At 35.9% G+C, this 17,423-nt stretch carries 13 protein-coding genes; 7 read left to right on the forward strand and 6 right to left on the reverse strand.

Annotation, left to right across the window (positions count from 1 at the left end; all coding sequences use genetic code 11):
* Positions 1-4: 4 nt before the first annotated feature.
* The 6 genes from M2265_RS18495 to M2265_RS26895 form a co-directional block, all read right to left on the reverse strand.
* The gene (locus M2265_RS18495) at positions 5-3,064 is read right to left on the reverse strand and encodes a SusC/RagA family TonB-linked outer membrane protein (RefSeq protein ID WP_021191960.1); all 3,060 of its coding nucleotides are present in this window, start codon (positions 3,062-3,064) and stop codon (positions 5-7) included.
* Positions 3,065-3,706: 642 nt separating this feature from the next.
* Positions 3,707-4,228, reverse strand: coding sequence for a hypothetical protein (locus M2265_RS18500; protein ID WP_132769398.1), 522 nt, complete (start codon positions 4,226-4,228; stop codon positions 3,707-3,709).
* Positions 4,229-4,246: 18 nt separating this feature from the next.
* Positions 4,247-4,951: a hypothetical protein gene (locus M2265_RS18505; RefSeq protein WP_132769397.1), complete on the reverse strand. Its 705-nt coding sequence runs from the start codon at positions 4,949-4,951 to the stop codon at positions 4,247-4,249.
* Positions 4,952-5,016: 65 nt separating this feature from the next.
* The gene (locus M2265_RS18510) at positions 5,017-5,943 is read right to left on the reverse strand and encodes an EamA family transporter (RefSeq protein ID WP_021191957.1); all 927 of its coding nucleotides are present in this window, start codon (positions 5,941-5,943) and stop codon (positions 5,017-5,019) included.
* Positions 5,943-6,329, reverse strand: coding sequence for a RidA family protein (locus M2265_RS18515; RefSeq protein WP_021191956.1), 387 nt, complete (start codon positions 6,327-6,329; stop codon positions 5,943-5,945). The genes M2265_RS18510 and M2265_RS18515 overlap by 1 nt, the downstream gene beginning before the upstream one ends.
* A 10-nt stretch (positions 6,330-6,339) precedes the next feature.
* Complete coding sequence (locus M2265_RS26895) at positions 6,340-6,471, reverse strand: DUF6728 family protein (protein WP_317126530.1); 132 nt, start codon at positions 6,469-6,471, stop codon at positions 6,340-6,342.
* A 68-nt stretch (positions 6,472-6,539) separates the two neighbouring features.
* Between M2265_RS26895 and nagA the strand changes: the two genes are divergently transcribed.
* The 7 genes from nagA to M2265_RS18550 all read left to right on the forward strand — a co-directional run bounded on the left by nagA (position 6,540) and on the right by M2265_RS18550 (position 17,400).
* Complete coding sequence (gene nagA / locus M2265_RS18520) at positions 6,540-7,652, forward strand: N-acetylglucosamine-6-phosphate deacetylase (protein WP_132769395.1); 1,113 nt, start codon at positions 6,540-6,542, stop codon at positions 7,650-7,652.
* Positions 7,653-7,721: 69 nt separating this feature from the next.
* Positions 7,722-9,329, forward strand: a complete 1,608-nt coding sequence (locus tag M2265_RS18525; protein ID WP_132769394.1) for a glycoside hydrolase family 10 protein — start codon at positions 7,722-7,724, stop codon at positions 9,327-9,329.
* Positions 9,330-9,494: 165 nt separating this feature from the next.
* Entirely contained in the window at positions 9,495-10,043 is a 549-nt protein-coding gene (locus M2265_RS18530) for an acyl-CoA thioesterase (protein ID WP_132769392.1), read from the forward strand.
* Positions 10,044-10,286: 243 nt separating this feature from the next.
* A complete protein-coding gene (locus M2265_RS18535; protein WP_132769390.1) occupies positions 10,287-13,370 on the forward strand; it encodes a SusC/RagA family TonB-linked outer membrane protein in 3,084 nt (1,027 codons plus the stop codon).
* A gap of 4 nt (positions 13,371-13,374) precedes the next feature.
* Entirely contained in the window at positions 13,375-15,006 is a 1,632-nt protein-coding gene (locus M2265_RS18540; protein WP_021191952.1) for a SusD/RagB family nutrient-binding outer membrane lipoprotein, read from the forward strand.
* A 51-nt stretch (positions 15,007-15,057) separates the two neighbouring features.
* Positions 15,058-15,699 carry an N-acetylmuramoyl-L-alanine amidase gene (locus M2265_RS18545; protein WP_132769388.1) on the forward strand — a complete coding sequence of 214 codons (642 nt, stop codon included), beginning with the start codon at positions 15,058-15,060 and terminating at the stop codon, positions 15,697-15,699.
* 483 nt (positions 15,700-16,182) lie between these two features.
* The gene (locus tag M2265_RS18550) at positions 16,183-17,400 is read left to right on the forward strand and encodes an exo-beta-N-acetylmuramidase NamZ domain-containing protein (protein ID WP_132769386.1); all 1,218 of its coding nucleotides are present in this window, start codon (positions 16,183-16,185) and stop codon (positions 17,398-17,400) included.
* Positions 17,401-17,423 lie beyond the last annotated feature (23 nt).

Raw genomic sequence — 17,423 nt, forward strand, 5'->3', positions numbered from 1 at the left:
TTTATTAAAAAGTTGCATTCAAAGTAAGACCATAATTACGAGTTGGAGGCATCATGAAGATATCGACTCCACTTAATGTATTGCCGGTAGACATGGTCACTTCCGGGTCAAAAGGTGCTTTCTTAGTAAAGTAGAATAGATTTCTGCCGACTGCCGAAACGCGGAGCTTTTTAAAGAAACTATCATTAAGATTAAAGTCATAGCCTAGCACTAATTCACGTAGTCGAACAACTGTTCCGTCATAAATATATTGACTGCTTACAGGTCCCATACCACCAACGGTTGTATACCATTTCTCTGCTGCAACATTTGTTACTTCAGCACCAGCAGCTGTAATGCCATTGATTGTTACACCTCCATTAGCGCGGGCATCTCCACTTGCTTTTGAAACACCATAACCGTCAAGAAGCGCTTGTGTTATGGACATCACTTCGTAATCAAACTTACCGTCGATCAAGAAACTTAAGTTGAAGTTTTTGTAACTAAAGCTATTGTTCAATCCCATTTGCCAAATAGGATTTGAATTTCCTAATTTGGTATAATTGGAATTCTTTTGGGGAGTACCGTCTGCCGAGACTAGAATACGGCCTTGATCATCACGAGCAAAATCTTGACCATAAATGTCACCAAAAGAACCGCCTACTTCAAATTTGGAAGCGTAATTGTTACGTCCATCTCCGGTTAATGCAAATTCTTTAATGCGATCATCTAATTTGATAATCTTATTTTTGTTATAAGTGAAGTTTAAACTTGTTGTCCAGGTAAAATTGTCATTCTTAATGGCATCTAATGACACTAATGCTTCAACCCCTTGATTTTGGATATCTCCAGCATTGATGGCATATTGATCATACAATGATGCTTGACTGGCAGCAATTTTGAAGAACTGATTCTTCGTATTTGTCTTATAGTAGGTTACATCTACGTTTAAACGGTTGTTCCACATACGCCATTCAGTACCAATCTCTAATGAATGTGTTTTCTCTGGTTTAAGACCCTTAAGAAAAGCAATATCATTGAGGTTGATAACACCATAAGCATTCAGATTATTGGTTAATAAGGTGGTGTAAGGAGGTAAATCATTACCAACGATAGCATATGAACCCCTAATTTTGGCCATGTTGACAAAATCAGGCATATTCAATTTGTCGTTTAAGACAACACCTAAACCTACTGATGGATAAAAGAATGAATTTGATTCTGTGAAAGCAAGTGTACTTGACCAATCATTACGAGCAGTTAAATCAAGATATAACCATTGATCGTATGATAGATTAGCACTGGCAAAAACAGATTGCAGTTGTCTTCTGTTATTTGATAAACCTGTCGGAGTAGGTGTAGTCGAATTCTGAATGATAAACTGATTTGGATATTGCAGACCTGCTGTTCCACTGGTGTAATCTACTCCTTCAGTCTTCCAGTCTGTAATACTTGTTCCCACGACACCGGTAATCTGAAGCTTATCGTTCACATTGAAGTTCATATTGGCGATTAGATCACCATATTGTTGTGTGATGGTTGTATTCGTGTAATTATAGCCGCCATTTGGTCTAGCTAAAATATTTTGAGTACCTGCATATATTTTTCGATCCCAAACTTCACTTGTACGATCTACACTTCCACGTGCTTGAACATTAATCCATGGTGCAATTTGATATTTGGCACTTCCATTTAATAATAAACGGTTTCTTTTAGAACTGTTCTGGTTTCTGTTTACGATCCACCATGGGTTTTGTTGGGTTGTAGGATCATCGGATAAAGTAAACCAGTTCTGATCATAAAGATTACGGCTTGGATTAAATTTCTCAAAATCTTTGTAAGGTGAAATATCAATACTACGAGGCAATAAATAAAGTCCTACTAGAGGATTATAATAAAAACCAGATGTTGGTGCATTATCCAATTTTTGGGTAATATAATTGGCACTTCCTTCAACCGTTAATTTGTCATCAAAGAATTTAGCACTTTCTTTCAGATTGAAATTGTGACGGGTCATGTCATTATTTGGCGTGATTCCTTTTGCTAAGGTGTTCGCGTAAGAAAAATAAGTTTGATTTTTCTCGTTTCCGCCTGATAATGTCAATGAATTTGTAAAATTACTCCCTGTTCTTAAGAACTTGTCAACATTATTAAAATTAGCTTGATCGCTTTTCTCTCCCCAACTGGATACACTTGTCGCACTAGATTTTCCACCCGATCCTTGTCCATATTGATTTTGAAATTCGGGTAAAGATGTTGCTTGTTCGATTTGTGCACTGGAAGAGAAATTGACGGTTGTACGTCCTCCTTTTCCAGACTTTGTTGTAATCAGAATAACACCGTTTGCCGCTTGGCTACCATATAAAGCCGCAGCAGATGCTCCTTTTAGTACAGAGATATTTTCAACATCTTCTGGATTGATCATAGCAATTGGATCTCCGGGATCGCGTTGGCCACCAAATACGTTATCAGGTTGTGTTCCTAATGTCTGATTATTGATAGGTACACCATCAACAACATATAATACCTGATTGTTGCCTGATGCAGATTTATTACCTCTAAGCACAACTTTAGCAGAACCGCCGGGGCCCGATGAACTGGAAGCAATATTGACACCTGCAACTTTACCATTTAGATTATTGGCTAAGTTGGTGCTTTTTACGCGATTCAGTTCATCACCTTTGAGTTGTTGGGTCGAATAAGTTAAGGATTTTTGAGAACGGCTAATTCCTAGTGCTGTAACGACTACACTTTCTAATTGTTGTGTCTGCGGTACAAGACTCACGTTGATAGTAGTCTCATTTGGCCCTAATGTAACAGTTTTGGTTTCGTAACCAATCACACTAATGCTCAAAATACGATTCTTATCGTCAACGTTAATTTGAAAAACACCATTAGCATCCGTAGAACTAGCTTTAGAAGTACCTAGAACTTTAATGGTTGCTCCAGCTATTGCGGCTTTAGATTGGCTGTCCACAATAGTACCCTTTACTTGATTATTTTGGGCATGGAGTAAAGATGCTGAAAAAAGCATTGTCGGAACAATACCCAGTATCTTTAATGTAGTTTGTAATTTACTATTCATTCAGTAATATGTGTTATGATCTAATTATGTCTTTACACATTTCATAAGAATAGATTTATTGTAAATGGCTAATTCAATTTAGCACATTGGTCAGTAGATGTCTCATATTGAAGATAGGTAGGATACGTAATTTCGCAAATGTGAATAAATATCAATACAAGGTAAAAATAAGAAGGATTCTTATTCTAGGAATCTAATGTACTACTGTTCTATAAAATTTAAAAGAGTTTTATAACATATGTGATACATTTTAACATTTTTTTCCTGTAAATAGCTATTTATCAGGTTGTTTTATTTCAATGTTTTTTACAGGGAAATTATGTTTTGTATCATAATTTGTTTTAATCTCATAAAATATATGTTCAGACGTACAGGGGGAGATCAAAAAAAATCGGCCAATACTTTAAGAGCTTAGCCGATTTTAAAAATACTGCTGTTTGTTTTATTATTCTGAGAGCTCAACAACGGGTTTGTTATTGACGCATTTTACTCCTTTGGGATATGTATATTTTCCTGTCGAACAATTCGGCTTTTCACGTTCTATGATATTCTTTTTTAAGGAATTGTAAAGTGCAATATCTTTCATGATTTCCGGACGTTCTGCTGTTCTAATATAAGCTATATGTTCAACTCCACAGTTTTTTAAGAGTATTGTCGTACCCCAGTTTCGGTTCCGCTACAAGTAAGATTATTCAGGTATTTGTCGATCTTTATTTTTAAAGGGGCAATACGTATTTTACTTTCTGATAAGCTTAAATCTTTTATGTACAGCAATTTGGCTTTTCCATTTACGCAGGAAAGTTGAGTGGGTTCACTATTAAACAAAATATACTCCTCACAGGGTTCGTAAATAATTCCTTCTTTGATACCGGCATTGACTTCGTTGGATCTAAGTGCTAGATATTCCTCCCATAGTTTGTTGAATTGTGATTTGAAACGTTTATGCACAGGGAAATAAACATGCCCACACCAAAAGTTGCTGACTTTTTCAATGTTCCAGTCGTTCAAATTTTCACATTTTTCTGAAGCAATGAGTTTATCAATTTCGGCTTTCTTTTCTTCAGCTTTAGCAGACCATTGTTCAGAAGTAAAATCGTCTTTTTTGCAAGCACTAAAAAGTAACATAAATAGAAACAAATAGCTGACTAGTTTTATAAATTTCATATCGAGTAAGTATAAAGTCTAAAAGACTAAAATCGGTTTATTATTTTCACATCGTACGGATTTGGGGGCGGGGCCACTATTCGGAGTACAATTTTGTAGTTCTTTATCTAATTGTGTTAGATGGAAATATAAGGTATTATATTCTGTAAGAATTGTATAAAATCCATTACGATATGTTTGATTAGCAATGGTTGGAATCCATATTTGGGAACAATCTTTTTTTATGCCAGTAACTATCCAATCATTCGCCGCGGTACATGGTTTATCTTTAAAGTAATGCTGCAGTGTTTCACTTCTTTCGTTTAGAGCCTTTCGTGTCTGTTCGGTATTGAAATCTTCGACAGTTTTTACCTTTGCAAATCCATTCTGGCATATGATTCCGAAATGTACAGGCATATGTAGAGATACAAAGTTTGGATATGGCCGATCATCAGCGTCCATGGCTTTTGTTAATAAATTAGTATGTTCTTTTTTTAGAAGATCATATTTGTTTTTTATTGTGGGAGAAACGGGTAAGTAACCTCGAGTATTTGGATCTAACAATAAGGTATCGACGTACCACTTGCTGATGTCTCCGCATGAAATACTTTGTGTCAACAATTGCATTTCTTGATATTTCTCTGATGCTTTTTTATAAAGCTCATCATAAGAAAGGTGATCTTTTTTACACGATAGTATCGTGAGCACTAAAAAAGAAAGTGTAAAAAATCGATAGATTTTCATTGCATTAAGGTTACATGGTTAATATTAGTTTATTAACCATGTAAACGTAACTAAAACAGGTTGTGCTACATGTGTTTTTTCCTTTTAAAGAGAAATTTTATTTTATCAGAATTGAAGATAATAATGGCAATGAAAATAAGGCCATATGCCCAGAACTTATAAGGATCTACCTGTTCCCGAAAGTATGTAACAGCGAGTGCGAATGCAATGATGGGATTAATATATAACATGATCCCCAGTGTCGAAGAAGATATTCTCTTTAAAGCATACATGCTCGAGAAGAGCGGTATGATTGTGAACAATAGTGCTATGGTTAAAGTAACAGTCCAAAATGTGCTGTCTTGAGGTATTGGACTTTGATCAACGAGCATTTGAGGTATAATGAATAATGTACAGATGGCAAGTTGGATTGCCAGCATATTGAGCTTGTCAAACCCTTGTATAATACGCTGTAATACCAAATAAAAGGCATATAGTGAGCCAATGGTTAAAGACCATAATACTTCTGTAAGTGATCCGGTTGCCAACATGCATACACCAGTAATAGCAATAAGTAAAGATACCTTTTGGGCTATATTTAAGTTTTCTTTTAAAATTAAATAGCCTGCTGCAGTCGTGATTAATGGACATAAGATGTAAGCAAAGGCACCGGCCTGTACACTGATGCTATTAATGCAGTAGATATACGTATACCAGTTTGCAAATAAAAGTATAGCCGAAATAAGGGTAAGATAGGTAATCTTAGTTCTGTTATTCTTGGGCAGTTGCCTAAAATAATTATAATCAGCTCTAATGTCGGCCTTTCTGAAAACGATATTGAAGAGCCAAAGAAGTGAAACGGCTAATATGATGCGGTAATGGAGGATATCTTCTGCTGACCAATTTTTTAATAAGCGTATAGGGACAGCCATAAACCCCCAGATTAAAGGACCTAAAAAAGCCGCTAAGAAATACTTTCCGCGGCCTTCAGTATCTTGTTCTATGTTTGCCATTAATCTTTCCAAGCAATCACGGAGATTTCTACATTTACATTTTTTGGAAGAGTCTTTACAGCAACACATTCACGTGCAGGCTGTGCTGTAGTGAAGTATTGTGCGTAGACTTCATTTACTGTAGCAAAGTCATCCATACTACTTAAGAAAATAGATGCTTTAACAACATCTTCAAATCCATAGCCTGCGTTTTTTAAGATGGCATCAACATTCTTTAACACTTGATGTGCTTCATCTGCAGCTCCTGTTGTGATTAATTCCATAGTTTCAGGAATTAAAGGAATTTGTCCGGAAACGTATAATGTTTTGTCAGCTTTTATAGCTTGGTTGTAAGGACCAATTGCGGCTGGTGCTTTTTCGGTATTTAAAATAATTTTTTGAGACATATGCTGGTATTTAGGGTGCAAAGAAAAACTTGTAAATCAGCGCCAGAATGAAAACGATGATGGCTATAGCATTAATAATATGCATAGCTTTTAGATTGCCGTTCGTTGGGCGATTGGGGTCTTTTTTTCTAAAAAAGTACATGGAACTAAGTTACGCTAGTAAATTGATAATCGCAATGATTATCTTTAAACAATCAAAAATAAAAGATAATGAATAAACTCGCTTTAGTTGGTGGAAGAATTTTTTCAGATTATAATCTTATTGAAGATAAAACATTGCTTATTGAAAATGGAAAGATTACTGCAATAGTAGAGCCTAATCAAGTTCCAGCTGATTTTGAACAGATTGTTGTTAATGGAGCTAATATTTGTGCGGGTCTCATTGATTTACAGTTATATGGCGACGGTGATGATTTATTTTCGGCGCATTTGACTTCAGCATCTTTACAGCGCATTTCTGATCGTTTGGTTCGAAAAGGAACGACTTCATATATGATGACTTTAGCGACAAATACGTTTAAAGTTTTTCAAGAAGCGATTCAGGTTGCTGACAATTTTAAACATGATGCATTATTGGGCTTGCACCTTGAAGGGCCATTCTTGAATGCAAAGAAGAGAGGGGCTCACCCGGCTGATCTCATTGTAAAAGCAACAAAAGAAAATATTAAGGATTTGCTTGGCGAGCACAATACTGTTGTGAAAATGATGACCATTGCTCCGGAATGTATGGACGATGATGTTCTTGAGTACCTAAAATCGTATGAACTTTTATTAAGTGCAGGGCATAGTGATGCAACATTTAAGGAAGGCACTAAAGGTTTTGATTTGGGGATTCCCACAAGTACCCACCTATTTAATGCGATGTCTTCTTTACATCATCGGGAGGTTGGTATGGTAGGAGCTATTTTCAATCATCCAACAGCATGTTCGAGTATAATTACAGATGGACATCACGTCAGTTTCGAGGCCGTTAAAGTGGCTAAAAAACAAATGGGCGAACGATTGTTTTTGATATCAGATGCAGTTGCTGCTTGTGCAAAAGGAATCTATCAACATGTGTTGAATGACGGTTATTATTCACTGCCCGACGGGACGATTTCGGGAGGAGCCATTTCTTTATTTGAATCGGTTAGAAATATAGTGCAACAGGTTGGTGTTCCATTGGACGAGGCGATACGGATGGGAACTACTTATCCAGCAAGACTGCTAAAGCGTACAGATATTGGAAACCTGAATATAGGAAGTATAGCTAATGTGATCATTTTTACTTCTAATTTTGAACTTCAAGATGTTCTGGTTAAAGGAAAGTTAATATCGCGCTAGTGCTCTTGATACAAATCCATAATCCGTACATTTGTAACTTATTTTGAAATAATTCCTTAACATTTTTTAATGAAACATCACTTATTAATACTTTCAGTTGCTTTATTCTTATTTTCATGCTCTTCCAAAAAGAATAGAAAAACAGAAGAGGTAAAAGCCACACCTGCTGTAATTGTACAGCATCCGGATAAAAAGGATAAACCGCAACGTGAAAAGGTTAACATTAATATACAAGAGAAAAAGATTGAAGCACCAAAAGAAATCGCTGTGGAGCTTCCTGAAGTGCAACGTGAATTTCGTGCTGCATGGATCGCATCTGTCGCAAATATAAATTGGCCAAGTAAAAACTTTTTATCTACGGATGAACAAAAACAGGAAGCGATCCAGATTTTAGAATTTTTGAAAGCAAATAATTTCAATGCAGCTATTTTTCAGGTTCGCCCCTCGTCGGATGCGATGTATAAGAGTGATCTCGAGCCTTGGTCATATTTTTTAACAGGAGAACAAGGGAAAGCTCCTTTTCCATATTATGATCCTTTGGAATTTTGGGTTGAAGAGGCACATAAGCGGGGGATTGAATTACATGTTTGGTTAAATCCTTATCGTGCTCACCATACTTCTGGCGGTAAGTTGACAGAGGCATCTATGGCTAAAAAGATGCCCAATTCCGTTGTCCGTTTGAAGCAGGGATGGTATTGGTTTGATCCATCAAAACAATCTACTCAAGACCATGCTGCCCGTGTAGTAATGGATATTGTAAAACGTTATAACATTGACGGGGTACATTTTGATGATTATTTTTATCCTTATGCGGAATATAATGGAGGGCAGGATTTTCCGGATAATGACAGTTGGAATGATTACAAAAAGAATGGTGGTACATTGGCTCGTGCAGATTGGCGTAGAAATAGTGTAAACACATTCATTGAACGGATCTATAAAGAAATAAAAGCTGAAAAGAATTTTGTGAAATTTGGTATTAGTCCTTTTGGGATCTGGAAACCAGGTTATCCGGCAGGTATTCAAGGATCTAGTCAATATGATCAATTGTATGCAGATGCAAAGCTATGGCTTAATAAAGGCTGGGTCGATTATTATACGCCACAATTGTATTGGCCTATACAGCCTGCTAAGCAAAGTTTCACAACTTTATTGAAATGGTGGGAGAGTGAAAATACAATGCACAGACATCTTTGGCCAGGTATCAATACTGTCGGGAAACGTACAGCAGAATATTCAACTGAAATTGTAAATCAAATTGCTGCGATGCGTAATATCGTGCCAGATAGCAAAGGTATTGTTCATTGGAGCTTAGCCGGTTTAATTAAAAACCCTACGATGACAAGAGCAATTTTTGAAGGTCCTTACCAAAATAAAGTATTGATACCTAGAACGCCTTGGTTGAATGCAAATCCGATGCTGAAGCCAACTTTGTTGTTGACAGCAGAAAAAGATTTTGTTTTTGCAAAGTGGCAACATAAACAAGTAGATCAAGTTTATCACTGGATACTTTACTGCAACTATGGTGGTGAGTGGTCATATGAGATTTTTGATCCTTCGGTTACTGCCAAGCAACTTGCAAAAAGTAAGAATGGTAAAAAGTTACAGTATGTGGCAGTAAAAGCAGTGGACCGTCTGAGTAATGAGAGTCCATATATGGCGGAAAAGATTAAGTAATTTAAAATAAATCTATTAAAAGGGATATCCAAAAAGGTATCCCTTTTTTTTGTTCTGCGAATTCGTGTTTTGATGTGGTAGCGTACATTATAGTCTCGGTGTCTTAATTACATTGCTTGATAACAAGCGATTTGGAGTTCGTATTTATCTGAAGTATATTTAGATATGGAAGATACTTATAAAAAAGCTGGTGAATCTGTTATACGGATATCTCAGTTGATGTTACCCTCTAACGCCAACTTTGGCGGAAAGATTCATGGCGGCTATATTTTGTCATTGATGGATCAAATTGCTTTTGCAGTTGCCTCCAAGTTTTCCGGAAATTATTGTGTGACAGCGTCCGTTGGAAAAGTGGACTTTCTAAAGCCTATTGAAGTAGGGGAGTTGGTAACACTTATCGCTTCGGTCAATTATGTAGGAAATAGTTCGATGGAAGTTGGAATTCGTGTTGAATCGATGAATATTCAATCTGGTGAGACAAAACACTGCAATTCATCATATTTTACAATGATTGCGAAAAATGCTGAAGGCAAATCTGTTCGTGTTCCGCGACTTATATTGGAAAGTGAAAAGGAGATCTTTCGGTTTTATAAAAGTGTGATTAAAATCGAAATTGAGAAGGAGAGAGAGCGGGCTACCCTCGATTTGGAATTTGACTCTCAAGAACAACAGGAATATATCAGACAACATTACGATGTGAAAATAAATTTGTGATGATGGTGATAATAATTTAGTGGTGCGGTCTTTTGCATATTGTATTTTTTGTTTTTAAGGTTTATCAATCGATTGTATGATAACTTAATGATTTTCAAGTGTGTTTTATGGCATTTTTTGAAAATAATTACGCATAATCTTGCAAAGCTTAGAACCTTTTTATACTATTGTAAAGTAATTCGTATAAACCTGTCGGGATCGAAACATCCGATATAAACAATTGCTACTAACTAAATTATTATCATGAATAAAAAATTACTCTTATTCTGTTCGGGAGTGATGTTATCTACCAGTTTGTGGGCACAAACGAAAACTATTTCGGGAAAAGTGACCAATGCATCTGATGGGACATCAATGTCGAATGTGACTGTAAGCATCAAAGGCAAAGCAGTAAGTACGCAGACCAATCCAGATGGAAGTTTTACCATTAAAGCAGATCCTGGAGATGTGCTTATTTTTAGCACTATTGGTTCCAAACCATTGCAACAGACTGTTGGCTCAAGCTCTACCGTCAATATTGCCCTTTCCAACAGTGAAGAAGCATTGACCGAGGTAGTTGTAACTGCTATGGGGATAAAGAAGGAGAAAAAAGCTTTAGGTTATGCTGTTCAGGATATTAAGGCCGACGAGCTGATGAAGAATAAAAATCCTAATGTGATCAATTCTCTGAATGGTAAGATTGCAGGTGTGAATGTAACCAACTCTGGAGGTTCCCCCGGAGGTTCGGCATCTATTGTTATTCGTGGTGGCACATCTTTAGAAAGAGATAATCAACCTTTGTTTGTTATTGATGGTATGCCCATGGATAATTCGACTGGTCAAGGTGATAATTCAGCATTTGACGGAAATACAAATATTTCAACGACAAATGGTAATCGAGCATTAGATATTAATCCCGAAGATATTGAGTCTATTTCAGTATTAAAAGGCCCGGCTGCTGCTGCGCTTTATGGTTTGAGGGCAGCGGCCGGGGCTGTGGTTATTACCACAAAGAAGGGTAAAGAAGGTGCAACTTCTATTGGTATTAATTCGCGTATCGGTACTAATTGGGTTAATCGTCTGCCAAAGCAACAGGATAAGTTTAAACAAGGATCATATTACAATGGTTTATTTATTCCTGAAACTAGCTTATCCTGGGGTGATGCTTTTAAAGATGGGGAGAAAATCTATAATAATATGGAAGATTTCTATCAAACCGCAACTACATATGATAATTCATTTAATGTTTCTGGCGGATCTGCAAAAGGGAACTTCTATCTATCGGGTTCAAATATTAAACAGAGCGGTGTTGTGCCAACAACAGATTTCGACCGGACTACATTTCGATTTAATGCAGAGCAGAAAACAGATATCTTTACCTTTGGTGCTAATGCTTCTTTTGCACGTTCCTCAACTCGTAAAACTTTAACTGGATCTGGTTTATGGGGTGGTTCTGGTTCGGGCTATATGGAATCTATAATTGCTTGGCCGAGAAATTCAAATATGCGAGATTGGATAAATCCTGATGGTTCACAGCATTTATTATTGCCAAATATTCCATTGTTAGATAATGCGGATAATCCATATTGGACGATTAATAAGAATCCACAAAATGATAAAACAGATCGTTTTTTAGGTACTGCTTATGCCTCTGCTAAAATTACGAGTTGGTTAGATGCTACATATCGTCTAGGTATCGATAATTATACTACGGATTTTAGTACATTAATTTCTCCTGGATCTGCAGTCAAATTGGCCTGGCAGAATGGTATGCTTTCTGAAGGAAAAAGACAATACTCCTATTTGAATTCAAATTTCATGTTAAATTTCCATAAAGTAATTGCTGAAGACTGGGATTTAAATTTGTTATTAGGGACTTCTGCTGAAGATACTCACATACAGGCAAATTCTTTACGTGCAGAAAATTTTTCTATTCCAAATTTTCAAAGTATCAATAATGCCGAAAATGGAGATAAATATTTAAATCAAGTAATCACGGATAAGCGCTTATTAGGTGTTTATGGTGAATTTAGAGCGGGATATAAAAATTTGGCGTTCTTTAGTGTTACTGGAAGAAATGATTGGTCTTCAACTTTGCCAATCCAAAACCGTTCATTTTTCTACCCATCTGTTTCAGGAAGTTTAATTTTCACTGAGCTAATGGAAAAGAATGATATGTTATCATTTGGAAAATTACGAGCATCGTATGCTCAAGTGGGAAAAGATGCTCCGGCATATCAAACCAATACTTATTTGTTTGGTCCTGAATTAACGATAGGTGGAGGTTATAGAAATGCCTGGACACGAGGTAATGATCAATTAAAACCTGAGACAACAACCTCTATGGAATTTGGTACGGAATTGAAATTCCTAAAAAATAGATTGGGGCTAGATTTTACATACTATCAAAATAATTCGAAAGATCAAATCTTACAACCTCGTGTTTCAAACGCTACAGGTTATATCTTAAGTTATGTAAATACGGGTGAAATTGAAAATAAAGGTTTTGAGATTTCGTTAAATGCAACTCCAATAAAACGAGATCATTTCACTTGGGATATGATGTTGAATTTTTCACATAATAAAGGTGTTGTTAAATCGCTTCCTGCGGCACTCCCAATATTATATGTTACTGATGTGCAGGTGGGAAACGGTAAAGCTGCTTCTTTTGGTAATGGGAATTTTATGGGCCTGTCGGGATCAACATGGCAGAAGGATGCAGACGGAAATCTTTTATTAGATTGGGAAACAGGAAATCCTTTGACATCCACATTGACTACTACACCAATTGGCAATCGTGAACCAGATTTTATTGGAGGATTAACTAATAATTTCACGTATAAAAATTGGGATTTTTCATTCTTATTTGATTTTCGTAAAGGTGGAGATATCTTGAATGGGACAGAATATCTGATGACAACTTATGGGCTTAGTAAAGAAACAGAAAATAGAGGCCAGACACTTACCTTTACAGGGAAATCTTTAAATCCAGTTACAAAAGAATACGAGACAGTAACGCGTGAAGTTATTGCTACAGAAAAATATTATCGAGATATTTATGCAAATAACACTCCTTTTTTTGTTGAAAAAGTTAATTGGTTGCGTTTACGCTCGGTTTCATTGACTTATAGTTTACCATCATCTATCTTAAAAAGATCCAAAGTTTTCAAAGGTGCTTCTTTTAATGTAACCGGAACAAACTTGTGGTTGCTTACAAATTATTCAGGGATGGATCCGGAGACAAGTGCAGCGGGGGCGGGTGTTATCGGATCAGGTTCGGTAGGTATTGATTATGCAGGCGTTCCTGCAACTGCTGGATTTACATTTGGTGTTAATTTAAAATTCTAACGTAATGAAAAAAATATTTTATATAGCCACAACTTCTATACTATTGCTACTCAATTCTTGCAGTAAATGGTTAGATGTCAATGAAAATCCTAATTCTGCGAATTCAACAGTACCTACACCTCAACAACGACTGCCATCAATGTTGGCTCAGTTTATCGATGGATATGAGTCTGCAGGTACACGTACTTCATTTTTAGGTCAACAATTGGCAGTTGTAAATGCTAACAACAACAACTGGAATTTAACCAGGTGGAATTCAACAGCTTCTTCAACAGGCTGGCCTTGGCAATCATGGTATGTGAATACTGCGGTAAATATTGATCCATTAATTGAGAGTGCAACTAAAGTTGGAGCTTACCACTATATTGGAGTAGCAAAACTGATTAAAGCTTGGGGCTTTGGTTATATGGCTGATTTATATGGAATGTTGCCGTATGACGAGTTTGATAAAGTTAATAATCTCACACCTAAGTTTGATGATGGAGAATATGTGTACACCAAAATTTTAGCTTTAATTGATGAGGCTATCTTAGATTTGTCTAAAGAACAAGCTTCTGGAGCAGCTCCATTATCTGCCGGAGACATTTATAATAAGGGAAACGTACAGAATTGGTTGAAATTAGCTTATGGATTAAAAGCTAGATTTTTAAATCATTATAGTAAATTACCTACATATAACTCACAAGCTGTATTAGACGCTTTGGCGAAAGCTCCAATTTTAAATGATGAGAGTACAATTATACAATATATCGATGAGACAGCTACGACAAGTGATCAGAGTAAAGCTTCTTTGCAGTGGGGGAATACTGGGACTTCAGCCCGTATTACGCAATTATATTATAATTATATTACCAATAATTATCATGGCGCCCCCTCTGGTAATGCTAATGTTATTGATCCGCGATTAAACTTATTAGTTCCAAGTTCTCAGAATCCAGATGGCAGTTATCGTCAAACCTTATTTGTAGATATGACTTCGGATTTGCCAAAAACAGGCCCTGCTTCTTATGTTTATGCCAGCGCGACAAATAAATTTTCAAATAAAGATTCTGTTTATATTTCAATGCGTAAGGAGGTTGCAGCAAATGGACGAGTACTTTCAACAGGAACTTGGTATACTGAAAAAGGAGGTAAAGGATTATTATTAACTAATTCTGAAATGAAGTTCATTGAAGCAGAAGTTCGCTTTAAAAAAGGAGAATTGGGAGCTGCGCTAACCGCTTATCAAGCCGGTATCAAGGCGCATATGGAAATAATGGGTGTTAAGGCTTCTGATGTAGCAGCATATATGGCAAGTTCTTCCATAGTGCAGGAAGCTGGAAAATTAACTTTAAGTCATATCATGATTCAAAAATATATCGCTCTTTCGTACTCCCCTGAGCAATGGTCTGACTTGAGAAGAATGAATTATTGTACGGATGCATCAGGGAATTACAATGAATCAACGGGTATTTATAAAGGATTTAAAAGGCCGTCCCATGTATTTGCCACTGCTTATCCGTCGCAAATTGAATGGCCTAGACGGTTTGCAATTCCATCTTATGAAATTAATTATAACCTAACTCAAGTAAAAGCGGCTAATGCGGAAGCGGATTTGCCAACATATCAAAATCAACGTATTTGGTGGGATAAATAAAAAATAATTAGGGTTTACATTTTTTTGTAAACCCTTTTATATATTAGTGAAATGAGATATTTTTATTTTCTATTTTTATTTTTTGCCATTCGTTCATTTGCGCAGACATCTGAAATTATTCAAAAACCAATTATTTGGAATGCTGAGCGTGAGCAATTGTCTTTAGATTATTTGAAAAAAAGGCATGGTATTGTACAGCAAAAAGCCATTATTAAGCCAACAATGGTAGTAGTGCACTGGACCGCGAATAACAGTGTTCAGGCAACATTTAATACATTCAATCCAGTGCTATTGCCCGGAAGGCCTGAACTCAGAAAAGCAAGTGCTTTAAATGTTTCTTCCCAATATGTTATTGACAGAGATGGAACAATTTATCAGTTTTTACCCGATACAGTGTTTGCGAGACACACTATTGGTTTAAACTATTGTGCTATCGGTATTGAAAATATTGGAGGAGATAAGTATCCACTTACCGAAAAGCAGTTAAAAGCAAATGAGAAGCTGATTAGATACTTGAAAAGTAAGTATCCGATTGATTTTGTAATTGGCCATCATGAATATAGAGCTTTTCGAAAGACTAAATATTGGAAAGAGACTGATCCTGATTATTTTACGTCTAAATCAGATCCAGGGGATGCCTTTATGTTAAAGCTGAGGGGAAATCTGACTGATTTGAAACTTTTATCTTTATAATAGATCGAATCGATCAATGAAATAAAAGGAGCTCGTATGGGTTCCTTTTTTTGTTATTTATTTTTTTTTGAGGATTTCATTGCATTTGAGGAGTTTTTTTGTCGCTTTTGATCCCCGAAAGATATTTCTCTTATCTTTTTCTTAAGAAAGTGTTGTTTGCTGTTTTATGCTACATTCTGAATATGTATCAGTAATGTTACATTAAGGTGTATCTGTTACACTATTTGAACCACTTTTACATCTTTAAATTTTGTTTAATATGTTGTTATTTAATTAGTTGCGTTATTGAAGTGATTTTTTCTGTTAAAAAATGTTAAATAAATAGCAATTGAATATGGATAAAATAAAAGTGATCACTTACTTTGTTTTGCGTTTTTATGAGTTATTTAATTTAAAAAACGAAAACATCTACTTACATTTATTGACGAATTATCAACTATTTGGCAGTATGGTAGATATGCTGTCATCAATTTTAATTTAACTATGAAAAGACTATTTGCATTCCTTGCATTGACAAGTTTTCTTACTTTCAATTCGTGTGCTAGTAAATCAGCAATTGTAAGCAAGACTTCTTCTGTTATTAATAATTCAGAAATCTTACCTGGAGCAGATCAACTTGCAATTTATTTACCAATGCTAAAAGGTAAGAAGGTTGGGATAATGGGGAATCAAACTTCTGTTGTTGGACGATCAAAGGAACATTTGGTTGATCTATTATTTCGGGAGAAAGTGGATTTAAAATTCGCTTTTGCTCCTGAGCATGGATTTAGAGGTGATGTAGAAAGGGGGGAGAAATTTGGAAATGATGTTGACTCAAAAACAGGATTGCCTTTATATACTTTATATGGCGGTAATCAGAAACAGGATTCAATCATAAACACTATCGATGTTATGATTTTCGATCTTCAGGATGTAGGTGCTCGATTTTATACTTATATCACTTCGTTGCATCGTGTCATGGAATTATGTGCAAAACATAATAAGAAATTGATTGTTTTGGATCGACCTAATCCAAATGTAGATCAAGTAGACGGTCCAGTAAGACATGATGATAAATTTAAATCTGATGTTTCATGGCACAAAATAGCGATGATTCACGGGTTGACAATTGGTGAATTGGCGAAAATGGTTAATGGTGAAAAATGGTTAGAAAATGGAAAGCAATGTGATGTTACGGTTGTCCCTGTAAAAGGATATGATCATAAGATGATGTATGAACTGCCGGTTATTCCCTCACCAAGTCTTCCAAATGCGTTATCGGTTCGGCTGTATTTATCATTATGTCTTTTTGAGGGGACTGATATTTCCGTGGGACGTGGAACGGACTGGCCATTTCAAATTATTGGTTATACCAATCCAGTTTACGGTTCATTTACTTTTACTCCAGGTGATCGCCATGGTATGACAAAACATGTGGAAGGTAAAGGCGCTGTTAATTATGGTGTTGATCTGCGAAATATAATTCCTTCAGAGCACAAGTTTACCCTGAAATATCTCTTGGATTTTTACAATAAAACTCCTGATAAGTCAACTTTCTTTGCTCGACCTGCCTTTTTTGACAAGCTAGCGGGAACAGATCAATTAAGACTGCAGATTCTTGCGGGTAAATCGGAAGAAGAAATTAGAGCATCATGGGCTAAGGATTTAGACGCATATAAATTGATGCGTAAAAAATATTTGATCTACCCAGATTTTAAATAAAACAAACAAACTAAATATCAATA

Origin of the sequence: Sphingobacterium kitahiroshimense (assembly GCF_025961315.1) — a bacterium.
Taxonomy (GTDB): Bacteria; Bacteroidota; Bacteroidia; order Sphingobacteriales; family Sphingobacteriaceae; genus Sphingobacterium; species Sphingobacterium anhuiense.

Coding starts and splice junctions, on each gene's coding strand:
- M2265_RS18495 (WP_021191960.1), bottom strand. CDS start 3,064: ATGAATAGTAAATTACAAACTACATTAAAGATACTGGGTATTGTTCCG.
- M2265_RS18500 (WP_132769398.1), bottom strand. CDS start 4,228: ATGAAATTTATAAAACTAGTCAGCTATTTGTTTCTATTTATGTTACTT.
- M2265_RS18505 (WP_132769397.1), bottom strand. CDS start 4,951: ATGAAAATCTATCGATTTTTTACACTTTCTTTTTTAGTGCTCACGATA.
- M2265_RS18510 (WP_021191957.1), bottom strand. CDS start 5,943: ATGGCAAACATAGAACAAGATACTGAAGGCCGCGGAAAGTATTTCTTA.
- M2265_RS18515 (WP_021191956.1), bottom strand. CDS start 6,329: ATGTCTCAAAAAATTATTTTAAATACCGAAAAAGCACCAGCCGCAATT.
- M2265_RS26895 (WP_317126530.1), bottom strand. CDS start 6,471: ATGTACTTTTTTAGAAAAAAAGACCCCAATCGCCCAACGAACGGCAAT.
- nagA (WP_132769395.1), top strand. CDS start 6,540: ATGAATAAACTCGCTTTAGTTGGTGGAAGAATTTTTTCAGATTATAAT.
- M2265_RS18525 (WP_132769394.1), top strand. CDS start 7,722: ATGAAACATCACTTATTAATACTTTCAGTTGCTTTATTCTTATTTTCA.
- M2265_RS18530 (WP_132769392.1), top strand. CDS start 9,495: ATGGAAGATACTTATAAAAAAGCTGGTGAATCTGTTATACGGATATCT.
- M2265_RS18535 (WP_132769390.1), top strand. CDS start 10,287: ATGAATAAAAAATTACTCTTATTCTGTTCGGGAGTGATGTTATCTACC.
- M2265_RS18540 (WP_021191952.1), top strand. CDS start 13,375: ATGAAAAAAATATTTTATATAGCCACAACTTCTATACTATTGCTACTC.
- M2265_RS18545 (WP_132769388.1), top strand. CDS start 15,058: ATGAGATATTTTTATTTTCTATTTTTATTTTTTGCCATTCGTTCATTT.
- M2265_RS18550 (WP_132769386.1), top strand. CDS start 16,183: ATGAAAAGACTATTTGCATTCCTTGCATTGACAAGTTTTCTTACTTTC.